Source organism: Streptomyces sp. NPDC058683 (assembly GCF_042716195.1).
GTDB lineage: Bacteria > Actinomycetota > Actinomycetes > Streptomycetales > Streptomycetaceae > Streptomyces.
The window spans coordinates 67982-89949 of the sequence record NZ_JBHXSK010000022.1; the positions used below are offsets into that span (position 1 = coordinate 67982).

Below are 21968 nucleotides of genomic sequence, written 5' to 3' on the forward strand. Positions count from 1 at the left end.
GACCCCTTACAGCTTCATCAGGCTGGCGTCGTCGACCGAGGCCGAGTGGCGGGTACGGAACAGCGACACGATGATCGCGAGCCCGACCACGACCTCCGCGGCGGCGACGACCATCGTGAAGAAGGCGATGATCTGGCCGTCGAGATTGCCGTGCATCCGGGAGAAGACGACGAACGCGAGGTTGCAGGCGTTGAGCATCAGCTCGATGCACATGAAGACGACGATCGCGTTCCGTCTGATCAGCACACCGGTGGCGCCGATCGTGAACAACAGGGCGGCGAGATAGAGGTAGTAGACCGGGTTCACTTCGACGCCTCCTCGGGCCGCTTGAGGTTCTCCGGCTCGATCGGGGTCCGCTCCAGCCGTTCCTCGGCGCGCTGTTCCAGGGCCCGCAGATCGTTGAGGGCCTCCGCGGACACGTCACGGATCTGACCGCGGTCGCGCAGCGTCTTGTTGACCGTGAGCTCGGACGGGGTGCCGTCGGGCAGCAGGCCGGCGATGTCGACGGCGTTGTGCCGGGCGTAGACGCCGGGGGCGGGCAGCGGCGGCACGTGCTTGCCGTCGCGGACGCGCTGTTCGGACTGCTCGCGCTGGGTCTTGGCACGCTCGGTGCGCTCACGGTGGGTGAGCACCATGGCGCCCACGGCCGCGGTGATGAGCAGGGCGCCGGTGATTTCGAAGGCGAAGACGTACTTGGTGAAGATGAGGGCGGCGAGGCCCTCCACATTGCCGTTGGCGTTGGCCTGGCCGATGCCGTTGAAGTTCTTGAGGGAGGCGTTGGCGATGCCCGCGAAGAGCAGGACGCCGAAGCCGACCCCACACAGAAGGGCCAGCCAGCGCTGGCCCTTGATGGTCTCGGTCAGGGAGTCGGCGGCGGTCACGCCGACCAGCATCACCACGAAGAGGAACAGCATCATGATCGCGCCGGTGTAGACGACGATCTGCACGATGCCCAGGAAGTAGGCGCCGTTGGCGAGGTAGAAAACCGCCAGGATGATCATGGTGCCGGCGAGACAGAGGGCGCTGTGCACGGCCCTCTTCATGAGGACGGTGCACAGGGCGCCGATCACGGCGACGGTGCCGAGGACCCAGAACTGGAAGGCCTCGCCGGTGGAGGTGGCGTAGGCGGCGAGCTGCGCGCTCATGCCTCCACCCCCTCTTCGTCCGGCTTCTCGCCCTTCGAGACGGCCACCTGCTGCACGGTCCCGGGCGCCGCCTCGGTCACCAGGCCCCGGTAGTAGTCCTGTTCGTCGGTGCCCGGGAAGATCGCGTGCGGGCTGTCGACCATGCCGTCCTCCAGGCCGGCGAGCAGCTGCTCCTTGGTGTAGATGAGGTTGGCGCGGCTGGTGTCGGCGAGCTCGAACTCGTTGGTCATCGTGAGCGCGCGCGTGGGGCACGCCTCGATGCACAGGCCGCACAGGATGCAGCGGGCGTAGTTGATCTGGTAGACGCGGCCGTAGCGCTCGCCCGGCGAGTAACGCTCCTCGTCGGTGTTGTCGGCGCCCTCCACGTAGATGGCGTCGGCGGGGCAGGCCCAGGCGCACAGTTCGCAGCCGATGCACTTCTCCAGGCCGTCCGGATGGCGGTTGAGCTGGTGCCGTCCGTGGAACCGCGGAGCCGTGGTCTTCTTCTGCTCCGGGTACTGCTCGGTCAGCCGCTTCTTGAACATGGCCTTGAAGGTCACGCCGAAGCCGGCCACGGGGTTCAGGAAACCGGGCTCGGTCTCCTTGGGCTCCTCAGCCATCGGACGCCTCCTTTCCATCCGTAGATCCGTCACTGACAGTGTCCGGCCCACCACTGACAATCAGCTCCCGCTCCCGGCGCGGGCTGCGCCGGGGCACCGGCGGCAGCTCCTGTCCGGGCAGCGGCGGTACGGGGAATCCGCCTGCCATCGGGTCGAACGCGACCGGTTCGGCGGCGGGCTGCGCGGCCTCCTTGCCGCCCTTGTCGCGGAACATGTCGACGACGAAGGACAGGAGCAGCAGGGCGAGGACTCCGCCGCCGACGTAGAGGGCGATGTCGGCGAAGCCGTAGTTCTCGTTGCGGAGGGTCCGTACGGTGGCGACGAGCATCAGCCAGACGACCGAGACCGGGATGAGGACCTTCCAGCCCAGCTTCATCAGCTGGTCGTAGCGCACCCGCGGAAGGCTGGCGCGCAGCCAGACGAAGACGAACAGCAGCACCACGACCTTGGCGACGAACCAGAGCATCGGCCACCAGCCGTGGTTGGCGCCCGCCCAGACGGTGCTGATCGGCCAGGGGGCGCGCCAGCCGCCGAGGAACAGCGTCGTCGACACGGCGGAGACCGTCACCATGTTGACGTACTCGGCGAGCATGAACATCGCGAACTTGATCGACGAGTACTCGGTGTTGAAGCCGCCGACCAGGTCGCCCTCGGACTCCGGCATGTCGAAGGGGGCGCGGTTGGTCTCGCCGACCATGGTGACGACGTAGAGGATGAACGAGACCGGCAGCAGCAGGATGTACCAGCGGTCGTGCTGCTGGGCGACGATCGTGGACGTCGACATGGAGCCCGAGTACAGGAACACCGACGCGAACGCGGCACCCATGGCGATCTCGTAGGAGATCATCTGTGCGCAGGAGCGCAGGCCGCCGAGGAGCGGGTAGGTGGATCCGGAGCTCCAGCCGGCGAGGACGATGCCGTAGATGCCGACGGCGGCGACCGCGAGGATGTAGAGCATCGCGATCGGCAGGTCGGTGAGCTGCATCGTGGTGCGGTGGCCGAAGATCGAGACCTCGTTGTCGGCCGGTCCGAACGGGATGACCGCGATGGCCATGAACGCGGGGATGGCCGCGACGATCGGCGCGAGGATGTAGACGGCCTTGTCCGCGCGTTTGACGATGAGGTCTTCCTTGAGCATCAGCTTCACGCCGTCGGCGAGCGACTGGAGCATGCCCCAGGGGCCGTGCCGGTTGGGGCCGATGCGCAGCTGCATCCAGGCGATGACCTTGCGCTCCATGACGATGGAGACCAGCACGGTCACCATCAGGAAGGCGAAGCAGAAGACCGCCTTGACGACGACCAGCCACCAGGGGTCGCGGCCGAACATGGAGAGGTCTTCAGCAGCGAGGTACGGGTTCATGCCTCCACCTCCTTGGGGGCCTCACCGGCGGTGGCCGCCGGGCCGATACGGACGAGGGAGCCGGGCAGCGCTCCGGTGTCGGAGGCGACGCCGCCGCCCACGGAGTTCAGCGGGAGCCAGACCACGCGGTCGGGCATCTCGGTGATCCTGAGCGGGAGTTCGGCGGTGCCGGCGGTCGAGGTGACGGCGACGAGGTCGCCGTTCTCGAGGCCGGCCTCGGCGGCGGTCGCGGCGGACAGGCGCGCGTGGGCGGTGTGCCGGGTGCCGGCGAGGGCCTCGTCGCCTTGCTGGAGGACGCCCTGGTCGAGGAGGAGCCGGTGTCCGGCGAGCACGGCCTCTCCGGCCGCCGGCCGCGGCAGCGGTCCGGCCGTCTCCAGCGGTTCGGAGGCCTTCGGCCCGTCCCAGGGGCCGAGCCGGTCGAGTTCCGCGCGCGTGGTGCGCAGGTCGGGCAGTCCGAGGTGGACGTCCATGGCGTCGGCGAGCATCTGCAGCACGCGCGCGTCGGTGGGTGCCAGCCGCCGGGTCATCTGCTCGGGCTTGAGCGCGGCCTCGAAGAACCGCACCCGGCCTTCCCAGTTGAGGAAGGTGCCGGCCTTCTCGGCGACGGCGGCGACCGGGAGGACGACGTCGGCGTGGTCGGTGACCTCGCTGGGCCGCAGTTCCAGCGAGACCAGGAAGCCGACGGCTTCGAGTGCCGCACGCGCGCGCGTGGGGTCGGGCAGGTCGGTGACCTCGACGCCGGCCACCAGGAGGGCGGAGAGTTCGCCGCGGGTGGCGGCCTCGACGATCTGGCCGGTGTCGCGGCCGTAGCGGAGCGGGAGTTCGGACACGCCCCAGGCGGCGGCGACCTCGTCACGCGCGCGGGGGTCGGTGGCCGGGCGGCCGCCCGGCAGCAGCGACGGCAGCGCGCCCGCCTCGATCGCGCCGCGCTCCCCGGCCCGGCGCGGGATCCACACCAGCTGTGCGCCGGTGGCGGTGGCGGCCCGTACCGCGGCGGTCAGGCCGCCGACGACCGACGCCAGCCGCTCGCCCACGACGATGACCGCGCCCTCGGCGCGCAGCGCCTCGGCGGCTTGTGTGCCGGACTCCTCCAGGCCGACACCGCCCGCGAGGGCGTCCAGCCATTCGGTCTCGGTGCCGGGGGCGGCCGGCAGCAGGGTGCCGCCCACCTTCTCCAGGCCGCGCGTGGCGTACGTGGCGAGGGAGAACACCCTCTGCTTGCGCTTGCGCCAGGCCTTGCGCAGCCGCAGGAAGACGCCGGGCGCCTCCTCCTCGGACTCGAACCCGACCAGCAGCACGGCCGGTGCCTTCTCCAAGGCGGTGTACGTGACGCCCGTGCCGTCGAGATCGCGGCCGCGGCCCGCCACCCGCGCGGCCAGGAAGTCGGCCTCCTCGCTGCTGTGCACGCGCGCGCGGAAGTCGATGTCGTTGGTGTCGAGCGCCACGCGCGCGAACTTGCTGTACGCGTAGGCGTCCTCGACGGTGAGCCGGCCGCCGGTGAGGACGCCGGCCCGGGAGCGGGCGGCGGCCAGTCCCTGGGCGGCCGCGTCGAGCGCCTCCGGCCAGGAGGCGGGTTCGAGCACGCCCTGGGCGTTGCGGACCAGCGGGGTCTCCAGGCGGTCCTTCTGCTGCCCGTAGCGGAACGCGAAGCGTCCCTTGTCGCAGATCCACTCCTCGTTGACCTCGGGGTCGTTGGCGGCGAGCCGCCGCATGACCTTGCCGCGCCGGTGGTCGGTGCGGGTGGCGCAGCCGCCCGAGCAGTGCTCGCACACGGACGGCGAGGAGATCAGGTCGAAGGGGCGGGAGCGGAAGCGATACGCCGCCGAGGTCAGCGCGCCCACCGGGCAGATCTGGATGGTGTTCCCGGAGAAGTACGACTCGAACGGGTCGCCCTCGCCGGTGCCGACCTGCTGGAGCGCGCCGCGTTCCAGGAGTTCGATCATCGGGTCGCCGGCGACCTGGTTGGAGAACCGGGTGCAGCGCGCGCACAGCACGCACCGTTCGCGGTCGAGGAGCACCTGGGTGGAGATCGGAAGGGGCTTCTCGTAGGTGCGCTTCTTGCCGTGGAAGCGGGACTCGGCATTGCCGTGCGACATCGCCTGGTTCTGCAGCGGGCACTCGCCGCCCTTGTCGCAGACCGGGCAGTCCAGGGGGTGGTTGATGAGCAGCAGCTCCATCACCCCGTGCTGGGCCTTCTCGGCGACCGGGGAGGTGAGATGGGTCTTCACGACCATGCCGTCGGTGCAGGTGATCGTGCAGGACGCCATCGGCTTGCGCTGGCCCTCGACCTCGACGATGCACTGGCGGCAGGCGCCGACCGGGTCCAGCAGGGGGTGGTCGCAGAAGCGCGGGATCTCGATGCCGAGTTGCTCGGCGGCGCGGATGACCAGGGTGCCCTTGGGCACGCTGATCTCCACGCCGTCGATCGTCAGCGTGACGAGGTCCTGCGGCGGGACCGCCGCCGTTCCCCCTGACGAGGGGGAACTCGTGGTCACGGTCATGCGTTCACCTCCGGGCGGTCCGCCCAGGCCGTCGACTTGGCCGGGTCGAAGGGGCAGCCCCGGCCCGTGATGTGCTGTTCGTACTCCTCGCGGAAGTACTTCAGCGAGGAGAAGATGGGGGACGCGGCGCCGTCGCCGAGGGCGCAGAAGGACTTGCCGTTGATGTTGTCGGCGATGTCGTTCAGCTTGTCGAGGTCGGACATCACGCCCTTGCCGGCCTCGATGTCGCGCAGCAACTGCACCAGCCAGTAGGTGCCTTCGCGGCACGGGGTGCACTTGCCGCAGGACTCGTGGGCGTAGAACTCGGTCCAGCGGGTGACGGCGCGGACGACGCAGGTGGTCTCGTCGAAGCACTGGAGGGCCTTGGTGCCGAGCATGGAACCGGCGGCACCCACGCCTTCGTAGTCGAGAGGGACGTCGAGGTGCTCGTCGGTGAACATGGGCGTCGAGGAGCCGCCCGGTGTCCAGAACTTCAGGCGGTGGCCGGTGCGCATCCCGCCGCTCATGTCGAGGAGCTGGCGCAGGGTGATACCGAGCGGTGCCTCGTACTGGCCGGGGCTGGTGACATGGCCGCTGAGGGAGTAGAGCGTGAAGCCGGGTGACTTCTCGCTCCCCATGGACCTGAACCAGTCGTTGCCCTTTTGCAGGATGGCGGGAACCGAGGCGATGGACTCGACGTTGTTCACAACAGTCGGGCAGGCATAGAGCCCTTCGACAGCCGGGAAGGGAGGACGCAGTCGCGGTTGACCACGGCGGCCTTCGAGCGAGTCGAGCAGTGCGGTCTCCTCACCGCAGATGTACGCGCCGGCGCCGGCGTGCACGGTGAGGTTCAGGTCGAGACCGCTGCCCAGGATGTTCTCGCCGAGGAAGCCGGCCGCGTAGGCCTCGCGCACGGCCTCGTGCAACCGCCGCAGGACGGGGACGACTTCACCACGCAGGTAGATGAAGGCATGCGACGACCGGATGGCGTAGCACGCGATCACGATGCCCTCGATGAGGCTGTGCGGGTTCGCGAAGAGGAGCGGGATGTCCTTGCAGGTCCCGGGCTCCGATTCGTCGGCGTTGACAACCAGATAGTGCGGTTTGCCGTCTCCCTGCGGAATGAACTGCCATTTCATCCCGGTCGGGAATCCCGCGCCGCCGCGGCCGCGCAGCCCGGACTCCTTGACGTAGGCGATCAGGTCGTCCGGGGACATGGCGAGCGCCTTGCGGAGCCCCTCGTATCCTTCGTGCCTTCGGTAGACGTCCAGGGACCAGGAGCGGTCCTCGTCCCAGAAGGCCGACAGCACGGGTGCGAGCAGCTTCTCGGGGCTGGTGTCCTTGAGATCGGGTACCACCGTCATCACTCCCCCTCCTCTGCGGACGGCATGTCCTGGGATCCCTGGGCGCGCGGATGGACCACGCGCGCGGGTGCGGACTCTCCCCTGGCCAGGCGGAGGCCCACCAGGGACGCGGGTCCGGCGCTTCCGCTCTCCTCGACGGCACCGGGCCGCTCGTCGGGGAAGCCGGCCAGGATCCGCGCGGTCTCCTTGAAGGTGCACAGCCGGGCCCCGCGCGTGGGCTCGACGTCCCGGCCCGCGCGCAGGTCGTCGACCAGGCGCCGGGCGCTGGCGGGGGTCTGGTTGTCGAAGAACTCCCAGTTGACCATCACGACCGGCGCGAAGTCGCAGGCCGCGTTGCACTCGATGTGCTCCAGGGTGATGCTGCCGTCGTCGGTGGTCTCGCCGTTGCCGACGCCCAGGTGCTCCTGGAGGGTCTCGAAGATGGCGTCGCCGCCCATCACCGCGCACAGGGTGTTGGTGCAGACGCCCACCTGGTAGTCGCCGGAGGGCTTGCGCCGGTACATCGTGTAGAAGGTGGCGACCGCGGTGACCTCCGCCGTGGTCAGCTCCAGCACGTCGGCGCAGAACTGCATGCCGGTGCGCGTGACGTGCCCCTCCTCCGACTGCACGAGATGCAGCAACGGCAGCAGGGCGGACCGGGAGTCGGGGTAGCGCGCGATGATGTCGCGCGCGTCCGTCTCCAGTCGGGCCCGGACGTCGTCCGGATAGGCGGGCGCGGGCAGCTCGGGCATGCCCAGGCTGACGCCCCGCTCCGAAGAAGAGGTGTTCACCGGTCGACGCCTCCCAGTACCGGGTCGATGGACGCGATGACGACGATGACGTCGGCCACCTGGCCGCCCTCACACATCGCCGCGATGGCCTGCAGGTTGGCGAAGGACGGGTCGCGGAAGTGGACCCGGTAGGGGCGGGTGCCGCCGTCGGAGACGACGTGCGCCCCGAGTTCGCCCTTGGGTGACTCGATGGCCATGTAGACCTGTCCGGGCGGGACCCTGAAGCCCTCGGTGACCAGCTTGAAGTGGTGGATCAGGGCCTCCATGGAGGTGCCCATGATCTTCTTGATGTGGTCGAGGGAATTGCCGAGTCCGTCCGGTCCCAGGGCGAGCTGCGCGGGCCAGGCGATCTTCTTGTCGGCGACCATGACCGGTCCGGGCTGGAGCCGGTCCAGGCACTGCTCGACGATCCTGAGCGACTGGCGCATCTCCTCCAGGCGGATCAGGAAGCGGCCGTAGGCGTCGCAGGTCTCGGCCACGGCGACGTCGAAGTCGTAGTTCTCGTAGCCGCAGTAGGGCTGGGACTTGCGCAGGTCGTGCGGCAGGCCGGTGGCGCGCAGGATGGGGCCGGTGGCGCCGAGGGCCATGCAGCCGGCCAGGTCCAGATAGCCGATGCCCTGCATACGGCCCTTGAAGACGGGGTTCCCGGTGGCGAGCTTGTCGTACTCGGGAAGGTTCTTCCGCATCTTCTTGATGAACTCGCGGATCTGGTCGACCGCGCCGGGCGGCAGGTCCTGGGCGAGTCCGCCGGGGCGGATGTACGCGTGGTTCATCCGCAGGCCGGTGATCAGCTCGAAGAGGTCGAGAATCATTTCACGATCACGGAATCCGTAGATCATGAGCGTGGTGGCGCCCAGCTCCATGCCGCCGGTGGCGATGGCGACCAGGTGCGAGGACATCCGGTTCAGCTCCATCAGGAGCACCCGGATGATCGTGGCCCGGTCGGGGACCTGGTCCTCGATGCCGAGGAGTTTCTCGACGCCGAGACAGTAGGCGGTCTCGTTGAAGAAGGACGTCAGGTAGTCCATGCGCGTGACGAAGGCGGAGCCCTGCGTCCACGTGCGGTACTCGAGGTTCTTCTCGATGCCGGTATGCAGATAGCCGACGCCGCAGCGGGTCTCGGTGACGGTCTCGCCGTCGATCTCCAGGATCAGCCGGAGCACCCCATGGGTGGAGGGGTGCTGGGGACCCATGTTGACGACGATGCGTTCGTCGTCGGCGCGGGCCGCGGACTGGACGATCTCGTCCCAGTCGCCACCGGTGACCGTATATACGGTGCCCTCGGTGGTCTCGCGCGCCGAGGCGGTCGACGCGGCGGATGCTGACTGTGTGCTCACGAGTACGACCTCCGCTGGTCCGGAGCCGGGATCTGGGCGCCCTTGTACTCGACGGGGATGCCGCCGAGGGGGTAGTCCTTGCGCTGCGGGTGGCCCTGCCAGTCGTCGGGCATGAGGATCCGGGTCAGGGCCGGGTGACCGTCGAAGACGATCCCGAAGAAGTCGTAGGTCTCCCGTTCGTGCCAGTCGTTGGTCGGATAGACGGAGACCAGGGACGGGATGTGCGGGTCGGCGTCCGGGGCGCTGACCTCCAGGCGGATCAGCCGGTTGTGGGTGATCGAGCGCAGGTGGTAGACGGCGTGCAGCTCGCGGCCCTTGTCGTGGAGGTAGTGGACGCCGCTGACGCCGGTGCACAGCTCGAAGCGGAGCGCGGGGTCGTCGCGCAGGGTGCGGGCGACGCGCAGCAGGTGCTCGCGTTCGATGTGGAAGGTGACCTCGCCGCGGTCGACGACCGTCTTCTCGATGGCGTTGCCGGGCAGCAGGCCCTGTTCTTCCAGGGCGCCCTCCAGTTCGTCGGCGACCTCGTCGAACCAGCCGCCGTACGGTCGGGTCGCCGGCCCCGGGAGCCGGACCGAGCGGACCAGGCCGCCGTAGCCGGAGGTGTCGCCGCCGTTGTTGGCGCCGAACATGCCGCGCTGGACGCGGATCTCCTCGCCGCCCTGGCCGCGCTGGCCGGGGAGGTTGTCGGTGGCGAGGTCCTTCTCGGGGTTGGCCCCGTTGTGGCCGTTCGCGTCGCTCACCGCAGCAGCCCCTTCATCTCGATCGTGGGCAGGGCCTTGAGCGCCGCCTCCTCCGCCTCGCGGGCCGCTTCCTGCGCGTTGACGCCGAGCTTGGAGCTCTGGATCTTCTGGTGGAGCTTGAGGATCGCGTCCATCAGCATCTCGGGGCGGGGCGGGCAGCCGGGCAGGTAGATGTCGACCGGGACGATGTGGTCGACGCCCTGGACGATGGCGTAGTTGTTGAACATGCCGCCCGAGGAGGCGCAGACGCCCATGGAGATCACCCACTTCGGGTTGGGCATCTGGTCGTAGACCTGCCGCAGGACCGGCGCCATCTTCTGGCTGACCCGGCCGGCGACGATCATCAGGTCGGCCTGGCGCGGTGAGCCGCGGAAGACCTCCATGCCGAACCGCGCCAGGTCGTACCGGCCCGCTCCCGCCGTCATCATTTCGAAGGCGCAGCAGGCGAGGCCGAAGGTGGCGGGGAAGACGGACGCCTTGCGTACCCAGCCCGCGGCCTGCTCGACGGTGGTCAGCAGGAAACCGCTCGGCAGCTTTTCTTCGAGTCCCATGACTTAAAAGCCCCTCAGTCCCATTCCAGGCCGCCGCGCCGCCATACGTACGCGTAGGCGACGAAGACGGTGAGCACGAAGAGCAGCATCTCCACGAGCCCGAAAACACCCAGGGCGTCGAAGGTGACGGCCCAGGGGTAGAGGAAGACGATCTCGATGTCGAAGACGATGAAGAGCATCGCCGTCAGGTAGTACTTGATCGGGAAACGCCCACCGCCGGCCGGCGTGGGGGTCGGCTCGATTCCGCACTCGTAGGCTTCGAGCCTGGCGCGGTTGTACCGCTTCGGACCGATCAGCGTGGCCATGACCACGGAGAAGATCGCAAAGCCTGCCCCGAGGGCTCCCAGTACGAGGATGGGCGCATACGCGTTCACCGCTCCTCGCTCCTCTCAGTCGGCACTGACTGGTGGCGGTTCGACCGGGCCCCACTCGCCTCATCCGTCACGCGAACCCCGCACGTCCCGGGCGAAGATCGCGAACATGTGAAGCAGGTCACAAGCCCAGCTGCCTCGCATCTTATGCCCGTCGCTCTGTGATCTGCGACACGGGGTATTACACAAGCTTTGTGATCTCCACCACCTGACGATCGATCATGAAGTCGGATGAGTGGTGATCTTCGTACCCGAAGCGTTCACCTGATCACCAGAGGTGACATTTTCGACCGCCCCTGCAGGTGGGAGCCGGTTTGGAGCGGGCGTCTCTATATCAAGAGGGTTCCTCTGCATGCAAATTCGCGGTGGACGGACCGCCCTGATAGAGGACCGCATTCACACATCAGAGGGAGGTGCGGGAGGCGATGTGGACGCGTGCACACGTTCACGAACTCGGGCAGGCTCGGCCCGCGCACGAGACGCACCCCTCCCGGTAACCGTTCCGTGACCTCCGCCACATTGATGAGAGGCGTCTGAGAACCGGGCTTGGCCAATCATCTCAACCGATGGTAGGCGGGGGGCAATTCGGACGTTATGGCGAAAGAACGTGATCACAGGCGTGATCACAGGCGCCCGCAATGTCCGTTACGGCGTCAATAAAGAATGACACGCACAGGTTTCACAGCCCGGATTGAACAACTGTGGCGCAGCACACGTTTCTTGAAGATATGAAGGAGCCCCTGGTACCGGTTGTTCCCATGTCCCACACCGCTCACATACGCAGCCACCGGAAACCCCGCCGCAGCGCGACGACAAGCATCGCCGTGCGCGCCGGAGTTGCCAGTGGCGTCCTCGGCATGGCAGCGGCGGGCGCGGCCTCGGCGAGTGCCGCCGAACCCGTGACGCAGACGCTCGAACTGCCCACCCTGACGGCCGATCTGGCCACCCAGGTGGCTCAGTCCGCCGACGCCACACAGCAGGCCGCCGCGAACTACGCGCTCCAGGCCGAGCGCGACGCGGCTGCCACAAAGGCCGCCAAGCAGGCCAAGTCGGACCTCGCAGAGGCGAAGAAGAAGGCCGAGGCCAAGGAGAAGGCCGAGGAGGCCCGCAAGGAGGCCGCCGAGCGCGCCGCCTCGCGCAGCGCCGAGCGGACCACGCTCAGCGCCACCTCCACGACCTCCAGCGCCTCCACGAGCACGTCCACGGCGACGGGTTCGGCCGCCGCCGTGGTCGCCTTCGTGAAGGCTCAGATCGGCGACGCCTACGTCTCCGGCGGCACGGGCCCCAACTCGTGGGACTGCTCGGGTCTCGTCCAGGCCGCCTTCAAGTCGGTCGGCGTCAGCCTGCCGCGCGTCTCCCAGGACCAGTCGACGCAGGGCACCCAGGTCTCGCTGAGCAACCTCCAGCCCGGCGACATCCTCTACTGGGGCAGCTCCGGCAGCGCGTACCACGTGGCCGTGTACGTGGGCGACGGCATGTTCGTGGGCGCGCAGAACCCCTCCAGCGGCGTCGGGGAGCACCCGCTGGACTACGACCCGCCGACCGGCGCGGTGCGGGTGCTCTGACAACAAGGGCAACCCGAGGCAACTCGGGCATCACGCAAGCACGGTAGGGCCGCAGCCGCTCGGGGGCAGCGGCCCTTCCGGCACGCCCGCCCCACGACGGCCGCCCCGCGACGGCCGCGTGCGGCGGCTCCACGACGGGCCGCCTCCTGCCGCGGGTCGCCCCGTCGCGGGTCGTGCGGCTGCGGGCCGCCCTGCTCCCGGTTTTCCACAGACCCCCCGCCAGGGTTTTCCACAGGCCCGCCCGTGATCCGGTGACTCCTGGGATCCTCGATGCATGCCGCTCGCACGGAGCGGCCCGAGACCCGAGAAGGGGACACCGCGATGCCACGCGTCTTCGTCCAGGGCAACCCCCTGGACCACTACCCCCGTCACGCCCCCGAGGCCCGGCGCGGTTCGGTGCGCCGGATCACCGAGACCGGGGAGGAAGTCCTGCACAAGCCCTGCCGGGACGTCACGGAGTTCGGACCCGACCTCGCCGCGCTCATCGATGACATGTTCCTCACCATGTACATCGCCGACGGAGCCGGCCTCGCGGCCAACCAAGTCGGGGTCGATCTACGGCTGTTCGTGTACGACTGCCCCGATGACGACGGTATCCGACATGTCGGTCACATCGTCAACCCCGCGCTGGAGACACCGGACCCGGCCGGGCGGCGGCTGCTCGACGACAGCGAGGGCTGCCTGTCGGTGCCGGGTGCCGTCATGGACGTACCGCGCCCGGACCGGGCGGTCGTGCACGGACAGGACAAGGACGGCAATCCCCTCACCCTTGAGGGAACGGGGTATTTCGCCCGCTGCCTCGCGCACGAGACCGACCATGTGAACGGACGCGTGTTTCTCGACCGGCTCTCGGGGCGGGACCGGAAGGAGGCACTGCGACAGGTGGCGGCCCGGCGGGAGGAGGTCTATGCCCGCAGAGCCGCCAACATCGAGGCGCTCACCTCGTAGCGGCGCCTCCTCGTACCGGCAGTCACCCCGTTCCGGCAGTCACCCCGTAGCGGCGCTCACGACTTCGGGGCCACCTTGCTCAGGCCGTTGATGATGCGGTCCATCGCGTCGCCGCCGGTCGGGTCCGTGAGGTTCGCCAGGAGCTTCAGGGTGAACTTCATCAGCAGCGGGTGGGTCAGGCCGCGCTGGGCCGCGATCTGCATGACCTTCGGGTTGCCGATGAGCTTCACGAAGGCGCGGCCCAGCGTGTAATAGCCGCCGTAGGTGTCCTTGAGGACCTGCGGGTAGCGCAGCAGGGCCGTCTCGCGCTGGCCGGGCGTGGCCCGCGCGTGCGCCTGGACGATGACGTCGGCGGCGATCTGGCCGGACTCCATGGCGTAGGCGATGCCCTCGCCGTTGAAGGGGTTCACCAGGCCGCCGGCGTCGCCGACGAGGAGCAGGCCGCGCGTGTAGTGGGGCTGGCGGTTGAAGGCCATGGGGAGGGCCGCGCCGCGGATCGGGCCGGTCATGTTGTCGGGGGTGTAGCCCCAGTCCGCGGGCATGGAGGCGCACCAGGCCTTGAGGACCTCGCGCCAGTCCAGTTCCTTGAAGGAGTCGGAGGTGTTCAGGACGCCCAGGCCGACGTTGGAGGTGCCGTCGCCCATGCCGAAGATCCAGCCGTAGCCGGGCAGCAGGCGGTCCTGGGGGCCGCGGCGGTCCCAGAGTTCCAGCCAGGACTCCAGGTAGTCGTCCTCGTGACGGGGGGAGGTGAAGTAGGTCCGGACGGCCACGCCCATCGGGCGGTCCTCGCGGCGGTGCAGGCCCATCGCGAGGGAGAGACGGGTGGAGTTCCCGTCGGCGGCCACGACGAGCGGCGCGTGGAAGGTGACTTCGCGCTTCTCCTCGCCGAGCTTGGCGTGCACACCGGTGATCCGGCCGGTGCGGTCGTCGATGATCGGGGCGCCGACGTTGCAGCGCTCGAAGAGGCGGGCGCCCGCCTTCTGCGCCTGGCGGGCGAGCTGTTCGTCGAAGTCGTCGCGTTTGCGGACCAGGCCGTAGTCGGGGAAGGAGGCGAGATCCGGCCAGTCCAGCTGGAGGCGGGTGCCGCCGCCGACGATCCGCAGGCCCTTGTTGCGCAGCCAGCCGGCCTCCTCGGAGATGTCGACACCCATGGCGACCAGCTGCTTCACCGCGCGCGGGGTGAGTCCGTCACCGCACACCTTCTCGCGCGGGAACTCGGTCTTCTCCAGCAGGAGCACGTCCAGACCGGACTTGGCGAGGTGGTACGCCGTCGTGGAGCCGGCTGGCCCCGCGCCGACGACGATGACATCGGCGGTGTTTTCGGAGAGGGGCTCGGTCACGGCGGGGGCTCCCCAAGGCTCGAAATATGCGTGCCGACCGGCACTGGACATGGGCAGTCTATTCAGCGGTACTGATCACCCGGCTGAAGGGCTGCCCCTGTGAACCGAGCTCTCCCCGCGGTACGGCTGCGTGTGCCCACGCACGAGGACGCGTTCGCCTGGTACCGGGTCTTCGACGACCCGGACGTCATGGAGTTCCACGGCGGCAGGTCCGCGGAGCTGTCGGCCTACGAGGAGCTCACCGCCCGGCAGCGCCGGCACGACGCGGAGTTCGGTTTCTGCCTGTGGACGATGGCCGACGAGTCCGGGCGGGTCATCGGCTTCACCGGCGCCCAGCCGTGGCCACAGGACTGGGGGCCCAAGGGCGAGATCGAGATCGGCTGGCGGCTCGGCCGTGAGCACTGGGGCCAGGGGTACGCGACGGCGGCGGCGCTGACGACGCTGGAGCGGCTGCGGGCGGCGGGCGTGCCGAAGGTGGTGGCGATGGTGCGGCCCGGGAACGAGCGGTCGGTCGCGGTCGCCCGGCGCCTCGGGATGGAGCTCGCGGAGAGGTTCCCGCACCCGCGGCTCCAGGAGGACGCGCTCTGCTTCCGGCTCGACCTGCAAGATGGTAACGCAGAGTAACGATCTGTTACAGAAAGACACTTGGCGCTTCCGGCTGCCATATGCCGCGGGTTACCCTTCCAGTACCGCTGGGGGTGACATCTGTGCATATAACACCCAAAACACCCGAAGTGCGCGTGCCACGGCTGGTCGGACTGATGGCCGTGGACGCGCGCGAGACCGCCCAGGCGCGGGGACTGTTCCTCAACGCGCCGGACCGGCCGGACTTCCATCTTGCGGTCGTCGACTACGTCGTACGCCAGTTCCCGCAGCCCGGTGCCGAGGTGCCGCGGGACTCGATGGTGTACGTCTGGTTCGACTTCGGTGAGGGCGAGGGCGGCGGAGGCGTGCGCGAGCCACGCATCCCACGGCCACCGACGGGCGGGCTGCAACGGGAGCTGGACCAGCCCGGTGACACCTTCGAGGTGATCGGCGGGTGACGCCCTGGACGGGGCTGCGGCCTCCCGGAAGCGGGCTCAGGCCTCCTTGAAGCCCCGGTGCAGGGCGACGACCCCGCCGGTGAGGTTGCGCCAGGCCACCTTCGACCAGCCGGCCTCGCGCAGCCGTCCGGCCAGCGCGGGCTGGTCGGGCCAGGCGCGGATGGACTCGGCGAGGTAGACGTAGGCGTCCGGGTTGGAGGAGACCGTGCGGGCGACCGGCGGCAGCGCGCGCATCAGGTACTCGGTGTAGACGGTCCGGAAGGGCGCCCAGGTGGGGTGCGAGAACTCGCAGATCACCACCCGGCCGCCGGGCCGCGTCACCCGGTACATCTCGCGCAGGGCCGCGTCGGTGTCCTGGACGTTGCGCAGGCCGAAGGAGATCGTGACGGCGTCGAAGGTGTCGTCCCTGAAGGGCAGCCGGGTGGCGTCGCCGGCGGTGAAGGGCATCCAGGCGGTGCGCCGCTTGCCGACCTGGAGCATGCCGAGGGAGAAGTCGCAGGGCACGACGTAGGCGCCGGCCCGGACGAACGGCTGGGAGGAGGTGCCCGTGCCGGCCGCCAGGTCGAGGATCTTCTGCGCGGGCCGCGCGTCGACCGCCCGGGCGACCTCCTTCCGCCAGTGCCGGTCCTGGCCGAGCGACAGCACGTCGTTGGTCAGGTCGTACCGTTCCGCCACGTCGTCGAACATCGAGGCGACTTCGTGCGGCTGCTTGTTCAGGGAGGCGCGGGTCACCTCGCCATTCTTGCAGCCCGCCGTCACGGCAGAAGCCGGGGCTTCTTCTTCGCCGCCACGTCCTCCACCCAGCCGCACAGCAGGATGAACACCGCGATCAGGATCCAGCCGACGCCGAACATGAACCACTGGCTGTCCAGCGGGAGCCACTTCTCGAACGCGGGCACGTTCCACATCTGGTCGATCAGCGGAACCGCCAGGATCAGCGCGATCTCGTGCCAGAGGTAGATCGTCACCGCGCGGGCGTTGAAGACGGTGACCGTGCGATCCAGCCGCCGGAAGCGGGTCAGCCAGGCGAAGTCGATCCTGAAGTACGCCTTCGCCCACATCAGCAGCAGCACGAACCCGGCCGACCAGAAGGCCTGCGCGAGGGGGTTCTCGTCCAGGTCGTAGGTCCCGAAGTCGGCCTGGTGCGAGAAGGCGTACCAGCCGCCGTACCCCATCGCGGCGAGGGAGGCGACGACCGCCAGGGCCGGCTTCATCCGCTGGAGCACACCGTCGCGGTGGGCGAAGCCGAGGATCCAGCAGAAGAGGTACGTCGACAGGTCCCACAGGGCGCTGCCGAACCGGTTGTCCGGGCCGGACCAGACGAAGTTCAGGATCAGGATCGGGACGAGGGAGAGGACGAGGACCGGGACGGGCGCCTTGCGGAAGATCCACAGCAGGGCCGGGGAGAGGAGGACGAACCATAGGTACGTCCGCAGGTACCAGAGGATCTCCCAGGCCTGCTCGCCCCACGCGTTGCCCGGCGGGTCGCCGAGCGGCACGACCCAGTAGACGATCTGCCAGCCCGGCATCCAGTCGTGGACCAGCATCGCCAGCACGACGAAGAGGCCCCAGAACCAGAACGGCGGGAGGAGACGGCGCAGCCGGCTCTTGACCACCTTCAGCGCCGGACGCTCCAGGGACTTCGCCATCAGCGTGCCGGCCAGGCCGAACATGATGCCCATCGAGGGGAACACCAGGCCGCACCAGGCCCACCCGAAGGTGTGATAGGTGACGACGCGGATCAGGGCGACCGCGCGGAGGGTGTCGAAGTAGCGGTCCCTGTTGGGGGGCTGGGGCTGCGGATCGGGAGCGGGTGCCGGTTCCTCGGCAGGAGACACCGGCCCGGGCGCCGCCTCGGACTCGGGCTCCGGTTCCACCGCCGGAAGCGGGGCGGTCTGCTCCGCCACCGGGGCGGGCTCGTACTCGACGTACTGCTGTTGCTGCGGATACGGCTGCTGCGCGTACTGCTGCTGACCGTACGGCGGCTGCTGACCGTATCCGCTGTGGTCGTAGCCGCCGTGGTCGTAGCCGTACCCCTGCTGGTACGGGTTCTGCTGCTGGTCCCAGGTCATCAGCCGCTCACTCCCGCCGGGGTGCCTACCTCGCCGGTGCGCTTGAGTTTCTGCCAGCGCAGGCGGCCGCCGGTGAGGGCGGTGATGCAGGAGTGGATGAGGACAAGGTACATCATCTGACGGTAGGCCAGTTGCTGGAGCGGCATCATCAGGAGGTAGCGGTACTTCTCCTTGTCCAGCCGGAACGCGTAGGCGGCGCAGCCCAGCTGGATACCGAGGACGGCCAGCCAGGCCAGCAGGGCCGCCTCGAAGTCGACGAAGATCATGGAGTAGACCGTGAAGACGTCGATGAGCGGGGCGAAGACGGGCGTGACGATCTGGAAGAGCACCACCAGTGGCATGCCGACCCGGCCGAAGCGGCCCGAGGGACCCTTGTCCGTCAGGGACTTGCGGTGCTTCCACAGGGCCTGCATGGTGCCGTACGACCAGCGGTAGCGCTGGGACCACAGCTGCTTGAGCGAAGCGGGCGCCTCGGTCCAGGCCTTGGCGTGCTCCTGGTAGACGACCCGCCAGCCCGCGCGGTGCATGGCGATGGTGATGTCGGTGTCCTCGGCGAGGGTGTCCTCGCTCATCCCGCCGACCTCCAGCACCGCCTCGCGGCGGAACGCGCCGATCGCGCCGGGGATCGTCGGCATGCAGCGCAGCAGGTCGTACATGCGGCGGTCCAGGTTGAAGCCCATCACGTACTCGATGTGCTGCCAGGCGCCGATGATCGTGTTGCGGTTGCCGACCTTGGCGTTGCCGGCGACCGCGCCGACCTCGGGGTCGGCGAAGGGCTGCACGAGGTGCCGTACCGTCTCCGGTTCGAAGACCGTGTCGCCGTCCATCATCACGACGATGTCGTAACTGGCGCTGCGGACGCCGTTGTTGAGGGCGGCGGGCTTGCCGGCGTTCTCCTGGCGGATGACCCGGACGTTGGTCATGCCGAGCTTGTCGGCGGCGGCGCGGGCGATCTCCGAGGTGCCGTCCGTGGAACCGTCGTCGACGACGATGACCTCGATCGGGTGTGTGCTCTGCGCCAGCGACTCCAGGGTGTTGGCGATGCACTCCTTCTCGTTGTACGCCGGGACGATCACGCTCACCGGTCCGGTGACCGTCGGCCCCCAGCTGAACCGGCGTTTGTTGCGCAGCCGGTAGTGGCGGCGGGCGATGAGCAGCATCATGCCGAAGCGGCCCATGACCGCGACGCCGACGACGAGCAGCAGCACCGACAGCACCGGCAGCGCCCATTCGGCGATCGCGACCGCCACGAGGAGTGCCTTGCCCTCGTAGAGGGTCATGCCGGTGGCGGTGCGGTGGGCCGCCTGGAGGCCGGTGGTGAGGGAGTTGCGGTTGCTGTTGCTGTTGCGGTTGCCGTTTCCGGTGCCGTTGCCCGTGCCCGTGTTCGGGGCGTTCTCGCCGTTCGGGGCGGTTCCGCCGGGCGGGGTGCCGGTGCCGGTTCCGCCGGCATTTCCGCTGCCGGAGCCCGTTCCGGTGCCGGTGAGAGCGCCGGTGAGGGCGCCGGCCTCGGCGACTCCGGTGGCGGACGTGCCACCGGTAGCTCCGGTGCCTCCGGTGCCTCCGGCCGTCGTGGCGGACTGCCCGTTGCCCGTGCCCTGCTTCTGGATGACACCGCTGATGGTGGTGAAGGTGTAGCCCTTCGCCTTCATCTTCTTGATGTACTGCGGCAGCGCCTTGATGGTCTGCGAGCGCTCGCCACCGGCGTCGTGGAAGAGCACCGAGGCGCCCTTGTTCTTCTTCGGCGTGGCCCAATTGATGATCTTGGAGACGCCCGGCTTCTTCCAGTCGTCGCTGTCGGTGTCGACGAAGACGCTGGTGTAGCCCTCCTTGCCGAGCTTCTGGTAGACGGGCCAGCTGTAGTTGTCGATGGCGTCCGTCTCCGAGGAGTACGGCGCGCGGAACAGGGTCGTCGTGATCCCGGCCGCGCCCGCGAGCGCGAGCTGCGTCTGCTGCATCTCGCGGTTGATCCGGGCGTCGCTCTGGTACGACAGATCGACGTGCGTGAACGTGTGGATGCCCACCTCGTTGCCCTGCTCGACCATGGTCTTCACGATGCTCGGGTAGCGCGACACCATCGAGCCGACCAGGAAGAACGTGGCCGGGATGTCGTACTGGTCGAGGATCTTGAGGACCTGCGGGGTGTAGGTCGGGTTCGGGCCGTCGTCGAAGGTGAGCGCGATGGTCTTGGAGGGGACCGAGACCGTGGTCGCCTGGCCGCCCCGGAAGGTGAGGATCGGACCGCCGTCGAGGACCTTGTCCGGCACCTTGCCGGAGCTGGCGCCGGTGCGGACCCGCTGGTCGCCGCCGACCTCTGCGCGCAGATAGCCGTCGAGCAGCATCACGCAGGTCAGCGCCAGCAGGAGCAGCAGGGCGAGGATGACACGTGGTTTCTGCAGCGCCGCGGCCCGGCCGGCCGCCCGCTCGATGCGGGAGGGGGCGCGCCTGCGGCCGCGTGAGGAGGTCGGTGTAGTCATGGGAAAAGGGCCTGCGTTCCGGTCAGTTGGCGGTGGCGGAGGCGGACACGGATGCGGATGCCGACGGGGTGGCGGCCGTCGAGGGCGGCCCCGACGGGCGGCCACTGGGCAGGCCGGCCTGACGGCCGATGCCGCCCTGCGGGCGCTCGCCGCCGGGGGCGTTGCCCGCGCGTGCGAAGTCGGGGATCAGCGAGTCGGGGGTGAGCGAGGTGCCCCAGCCCATGAAGGCGGCGCCGAGCACGCCCGTGTAGGCGAGGCAGACGACGCCGAGGAGAAGGCCGACGCGGCGCAGCAGCTTGGACCGGCGTCCCGAGGAGTCGACGAACACGGGCCCCTCGGCAGACCCGTTGCCTTGTTTGCGGCGGCGACCGCGCCCGGCGGCGTGGCTTTCGATGGCAGGCTCGGATTGCATATCCCGAGATATTAGGGAGCCTTTATGTGACCGCCTTCGGAGTTCTTGTGAGGCGCCCATGAGAAACGCCTTAACCTGTCTTTTCGCTGAGAGATTCTGTGAACACCTGCGGAGACCACCCCGGAGGGGAAACTTACTCAACGCCCCTTTTACGACGCACCATAAGCCCGACTCACGCCCTTCGTTCCATGAGTTTTCTATGTATCGATCGAAGGGTTGAACACCATGTACGTGTGAGACGTTTTCCTTTCGAATCAGGGTTTGTTTCGACCCTGAGACACAAATCACGAGAGCGGGTGCATCTTAATGCGGGGTTTCCTGAGGCCGGCCGCTGGGCTTACCTGCCTGTTTGCCATGGCAGTGACGGGGTGCTCCACGGGCTCCGCCGGCACGTCGGACGCGGCGCCCGCACCGTCGAAGCGGACTTCGGCCTCGCCGAGCGCGACCGACGAGTCCGGCACATCAGACAAATCAAATACATCCGATACATCTGATACATCGAGTACGTCCTACGCTCCTTACGTCAGCGCGACGGAGGCCGCCGACACCGACGACGCGGGCTCGCCGTCGGCGTACAACCTGGCCTTCGTGATCTCCGACGGCAGCAGCTGCACGCCGAAGTGGAACGGGACGACCGCGATCGGCAGTTCGGCCGTGAAATCCCGTATCTCCGCGCTGAAGCAGGACGGCGCGTCGGTCCGGGTGTCCTTCGGCGGGGCCTCGGGCAAGGAGCTCGCGACGACCTGCTCCAGCGCGTCGAAGCTCGCCGCGGCGTACGGCGCCGCGCTGGACGCCGCGGGCTCCACCCAGGCCGACTTCGACATCGAGGGCGACACACTGACCGACTCCGACTCGGTCGCCCTGCGGTCGCAGGCGATCGCGGAGCTCCAGAAGGAACGGCCCGACCTGGAAGTCACCTTCACCCTGCCCGTGATGCCGTCGGGGCTCGACTCCGACGGCCTCGCGCTGCTGGAGTCCGCGAACAAGTACGACGTGCAGGTCTCGACGGTCGACATCATGACCATGAACTACGGCGAGTCGTACGACGGGGACATGGGTGGCTACGCGGTCACCTCGGCGAAGGCCACACACACGCAGCTGAAGAAGGTGTTCGGGCTGTCCGACGTGGGGGCGTGGGGCGGGATGGCGCTGACCTCGATGATCGGGGTGAACGACGTGGACGGGGAGACGCTCACGTTGTCGGACGCCGCCGACGTGCGGACCTTCGCGGAGGAGAACGGGATCGCCTGGGTCTCGATGTGGTCGACGTTCCGGGACCAGCAGTGCGAGAGCGGGAGTTCGGGCGACGACGACGCCGCGACCAACTGCAGTGGTGTCAGCCAGAGTTCGGGGGCGTTCGCGAAGGCGTTCGCGGGCTGAGCGGCGTCTGCGGGCCG

General features: G+C 68.9%; 21 protein-coding genes. 5 read left to right on the forward strand and 16 right to left on the reverse strand.

Features of this window, described 5'->3' with window-relative positions; all coding sequences use genetic code 11:
* Positions 1–6 precede the first annotated feature (6 nt).
* Genes nuoK through ACFWXC_RS24630 form a run of 11 tightly spaced genes read right to left on the reverse strand, consistent with a single transcriptional unit; the run spans position 7 to position 10720 of the window.
* Positions 7–306 carry an NADH-quinone oxidoreductase subunit NuoK gene (nuoK, locus tag ACFWXC_RS24580; RefSeq protein ID WP_046726439.1) on the reverse strand — a complete coding sequence of 100 codons (300 nt, stop codon included), beginning with the start codon at positions 304–306 and terminating at the stop codon, positions 7–9.
* The gene (locus ACFWXC_RS24585; protein ID WP_384481956.1) at positions 303–1145 is read right to left on the reverse strand and encodes an NADH-quinone oxidoreductase subunit J; all 843 of its coding nucleotides are present in this window, start codon (positions 1143–1145) and stop codon (positions 303–305) included. Before ACFWXC_RS24585 ends, nuoK begins: the two co-directional genes overlap by 4 nt.
* Positions 1142–1744, reverse strand: a complete 603-nt coding sequence (gene nuoI, locus ACFWXC_RS24590; RefSeq protein WP_351693993.1) for an NADH-quinone oxidoreductase subunit NuoI — start codon at positions 1742–1744, stop codon at positions 1142–1144. Before nuoI ends, ACFWXC_RS24585 begins: the two co-directional genes overlap by 4 nt.
* Entirely contained in the window at positions 1737–3104 is a 1368-nt protein-coding gene (gene nuoH, locus ACFWXC_RS24595) for an NADH-quinone oxidoreductase subunit NuoH (protein WP_384481958.1), read from the reverse strand. The genes nuoI and nuoH overlap by 8 nt, the downstream gene beginning before the upstream one ends.
* Positions 3101–5605 carry an NADH-quinone oxidoreductase subunit G gene (locus ACFWXC_RS24600; RefSeq protein ID WP_384481960.1) on the reverse strand — a complete coding sequence of 835 codons (2505 nt, stop codon included), beginning with the start codon at positions 5603–5605 and terminating at the stop codon, positions 3101–3103. The genes nuoH and ACFWXC_RS24600 overlap by 4 nt, the downstream gene beginning before the upstream one ends.
* Positions 5602–6948 carry an NADH-quinone oxidoreductase subunit NuoF gene (gene nuoF / locus ACFWXC_RS24605; protein WP_384481962.1) on the reverse strand — a complete coding sequence of 449 codons (1347 nt, stop codon included), beginning with the start codon at positions 6946–6948 and terminating at the stop codon, positions 5602–5604. The genes ACFWXC_RS24600 and nuoF overlap by 4 nt, the downstream gene beginning before the upstream one ends.
* Positions 6948–7718: an NADH-quinone oxidoreductase subunit NuoE gene (gene nuoE / locus ACFWXC_RS24610; protein WP_384481964.1), complete on the reverse strand. Its 771-nt coding sequence runs from the start codon at positions 7716–7718 to the stop codon at positions 6948–6950. The genes nuoF and nuoE overlap by 1 nt, the downstream gene beginning before the upstream one ends.
* Entirely contained in the window at positions 7715–9055 is a 1341-nt protein-coding gene (locus ACFWXC_RS24615) for an NADH-quinone oxidoreductase subunit D (protein ID WP_384481966.1), read from the reverse strand. Before ACFWXC_RS24615 ends, nuoE begins: the two co-directional genes overlap by 4 nt.
* Entirely contained in the window at positions 9052–9795 is a 744-nt protein-coding gene (locus tag ACFWXC_RS24620; RefSeq protein WP_351694012.1) for an NADH-quinone oxidoreductase subunit C, read from the reverse strand. The genes ACFWXC_RS24615 and ACFWXC_RS24620 overlap by 4 nt, the downstream gene beginning before the upstream one ends.
* Positions 9792–10346, reverse strand: a complete 555-nt coding sequence (locus ACFWXC_RS24625; RefSeq protein ID WP_384481968.1) for a NuoB/complex I 20 kDa subunit family protein — start codon at positions 10344–10346, stop codon at positions 9792–9794. Before ACFWXC_RS24625 ends, ACFWXC_RS24620 begins: the two co-directional genes overlap by 4 nt.
* 14 nt (positions 10347–10360) lie before the next feature.
* Entirely contained in the window at positions 10361–10720 is a 360-nt protein-coding gene (locus tag ACFWXC_RS24630; RefSeq protein ID WP_086791863.1) for an NADH-quinone oxidoreductase subunit A, read from the reverse strand.
* 755 nt (positions 10721–11475) lie between these two features.
* On the opposite strand from ACFWXC_RS24630, the gene ACFWXC_RS24635 reads away from it, so the two are divergent.
* Complete coding sequence (locus tag ACFWXC_RS24635; RefSeq protein ID WP_384481970.1) at positions 11476–12282, forward strand: C40 family peptidase; 807 nt, start codon at positions 11476–11478, stop codon at positions 12280–12282.
* A gap of 321 nt (positions 12283–12603) precedes the next feature.
* Entirely contained in the window at positions 12604–13230 is a 627-nt protein-coding gene (gene def / locus ACFWXC_RS24640) for a peptide deformylase (RefSeq protein ID WP_384481971.1), read from the forward strand.
* Between the two features lie 56 nt (positions 13231–13286).
* On the opposite strand, the gene ACFWXC_RS24645 is transcribed toward def, so the two are convergent.
* Positions 13287–14621, reverse strand: a complete 1335-nt coding sequence (locus ACFWXC_RS24645) for a geranylgeranyl reductase family protein (protein WP_384481972.1) — start codon at positions 14619–14621, stop codon at positions 13287–13289.
* A gap of 48 nt (positions 14622–14669) precedes the next feature.
* Between ACFWXC_RS24645 and ACFWXC_RS24650 the strand changes: the two genes are divergently transcribed.
* Both ACFWXC_RS24650 and ACFWXC_RS24655 read left to right on the forward strand, forming a co-directional pair.
* On the forward strand, positions 14670–15194 hold the full coding sequence (locus ACFWXC_RS24650) for a GNAT family N-acetyltransferase (RefSeq protein WP_384481974.1): 525 nt from the start codon (positions 14670–14672) through the stop codon (positions 15192–15194).
* 110 nt (positions 15195–15304) lie between these two features.
* On the forward strand, positions 15305–15613 hold the full coding sequence (locus ACFWXC_RS24655; protein ID WP_384481976.1) for a PASTA domain-containing protein: 309 nt from the start codon (positions 15305–15307) through the stop codon (positions 15611–15613).
* A 36-nt stretch (positions 15614–15649) separates the two neighbouring features.
* On the opposite strand, the gene ACFWXC_RS24660 is transcribed toward ACFWXC_RS24655, so the two are convergent.
* The 4 genes from ACFWXC_RS24660 to ACFWXC_RS24675 are packed head-to-tail and all read right to left on the reverse strand — an operon-like array spanning position 15650 to position 20487.
* Positions 15650–16345, reverse strand: a complete 696-nt coding sequence (locus ACFWXC_RS24660; RefSeq protein WP_384481978.1) for a demethylmenaquinone methyltransferase — start codon at positions 16343–16345, stop codon at positions 15650–15652.
* Between the two features lie 23 nt (positions 16346–16368).
* Entirely contained in the window at positions 16369–17685 is a 1317-nt protein-coding gene (locus ACFWXC_RS24665; RefSeq protein WP_384481979.1) for an acyltransferase family protein, read from the reverse strand.
* The gene (locus ACFWXC_RS24670; RefSeq protein ID WP_384481980.1) at positions 17685–20159 is read right to left on the reverse strand and encodes a bifunctional polysaccharide deacetylase/glycosyltransferase family 2 protein; all 2475 of its coding nucleotides are present in this window, start codon (positions 20157–20159) and stop codon (positions 17685–17687) included. Before ACFWXC_RS24670 ends, ACFWXC_RS24665 begins: the two co-directional genes overlap by 1 nt.
* A gap of 22 nt (positions 20160–20181) precedes the next feature.
* On the reverse strand, positions 20182–20487 hold the full coding sequence (locus ACFWXC_RS24675) for a hypothetical protein (RefSeq protein ID WP_384481982.1): 306 nt from the start codon (positions 20485–20487) through the stop codon (positions 20182–20184).
* 390 nt (positions 20488–20877) lie between these two features.
* Between ACFWXC_RS24675 and ACFWXC_RS24680 the strand changes: the two genes are divergently transcribed.
* On the forward strand, positions 20878–21951 hold the full coding sequence (locus tag ACFWXC_RS24680; protein ID WP_384481984.1) for a chitinase: 1074 nt from the start codon (positions 20878–20880) through the stop codon (positions 21949–21951).
* Positions 21952–21968: the final 17 nt, after the last annotated feature.

What these genes read in the sequence shown, in the direction of transcription:
- ACFWXC_RS24585 (WP_384481956.1), bottom strand. Translation starts at nt 1,145, where the DNA reads ATGAGCGCGCAGCTCGCCGCCTACGCCACCTCCACCGGCGAGGCCTTC.
- nuoI (WP_351693993.1), bottom strand. Translation starts at nt 1,744, where the DNA reads ATGGCTGAGGAGCCCAAGGAGACCGAGCCCGGTTTCCTGAACCCCGTG.
- nuoH (WP_384481958.1), bottom strand. Translation starts at nt 3,104, where the DNA reads ATGAACCCGTACCTCGCTGCTGAAGACCTCTCCATGTTCGGCCGCGAC.
- ACFWXC_RS24600 (WP_384481960.1), bottom strand. Translation starts at nt 5,605, where the DNA reads ATGACCGTGACCACGAGTTCCCCCTCGTCAGGGGGAACGGCGGCGGTC.
- nuoF (WP_384481962.1), bottom strand. Translation starts at nt 6,948, where the DNA reads ATGACGGTGGTACCCGATCTCAAGGACACCAGCCCCGAGAAGCTGCTC.
- ACFWXC_RS24625 (WP_384481968.1), bottom strand. Translation starts at nt 10,346, where the DNA reads ATGGGACTCGAAGAAAAGCTGCCGAGCGGTTTCCTGCTGACCACCGTC.
- ACFWXC_RS24635 (WP_384481970.1), top strand. Translation starts at nt 11,476, where the DNA reads ATGTCCCACACCGCTCACATACGCAGCCACCGGAAACCCCGCCGCAGC.
- def (WP_384481971.1), top strand. Translation starts at nt 12,604, where the DNA reads ATGCCACGCGTCTTCGTCCAGGGCAACCCCCTGGACCACTACCCCCGT.
- ACFWXC_RS24645 (WP_384481972.1), bottom strand. Translation starts at nt 14,621, where the DNA reads ATGTCCAGTGCCGGTCGGCACGCATATTTCGAGCCTTGGGGAGCCCCC.
- ACFWXC_RS24665 (WP_384481979.1), bottom strand. Translation starts at nt 17,685, where the DNA reads ATGACCTGGGACCAGCAGCAGAACCCGTACCAGCAGGGGTACGGCTAC.
- ACFWXC_RS24670 (WP_384481980.1), bottom strand. Translation starts at nt 20,159, where the DNA reads ATGACTACACCGACCTCCTCACGCGGCCGCAGGCGCGCCCCCTCCCGC.
- ACFWXC_RS24680 (WP_384481984.1), top strand. Translation starts at nt 20,878, where the DNA reads ATGCGGGGTTTCCTGAGGCCGGCCGCTGGGCTTACCTGCCTGTTTGCC.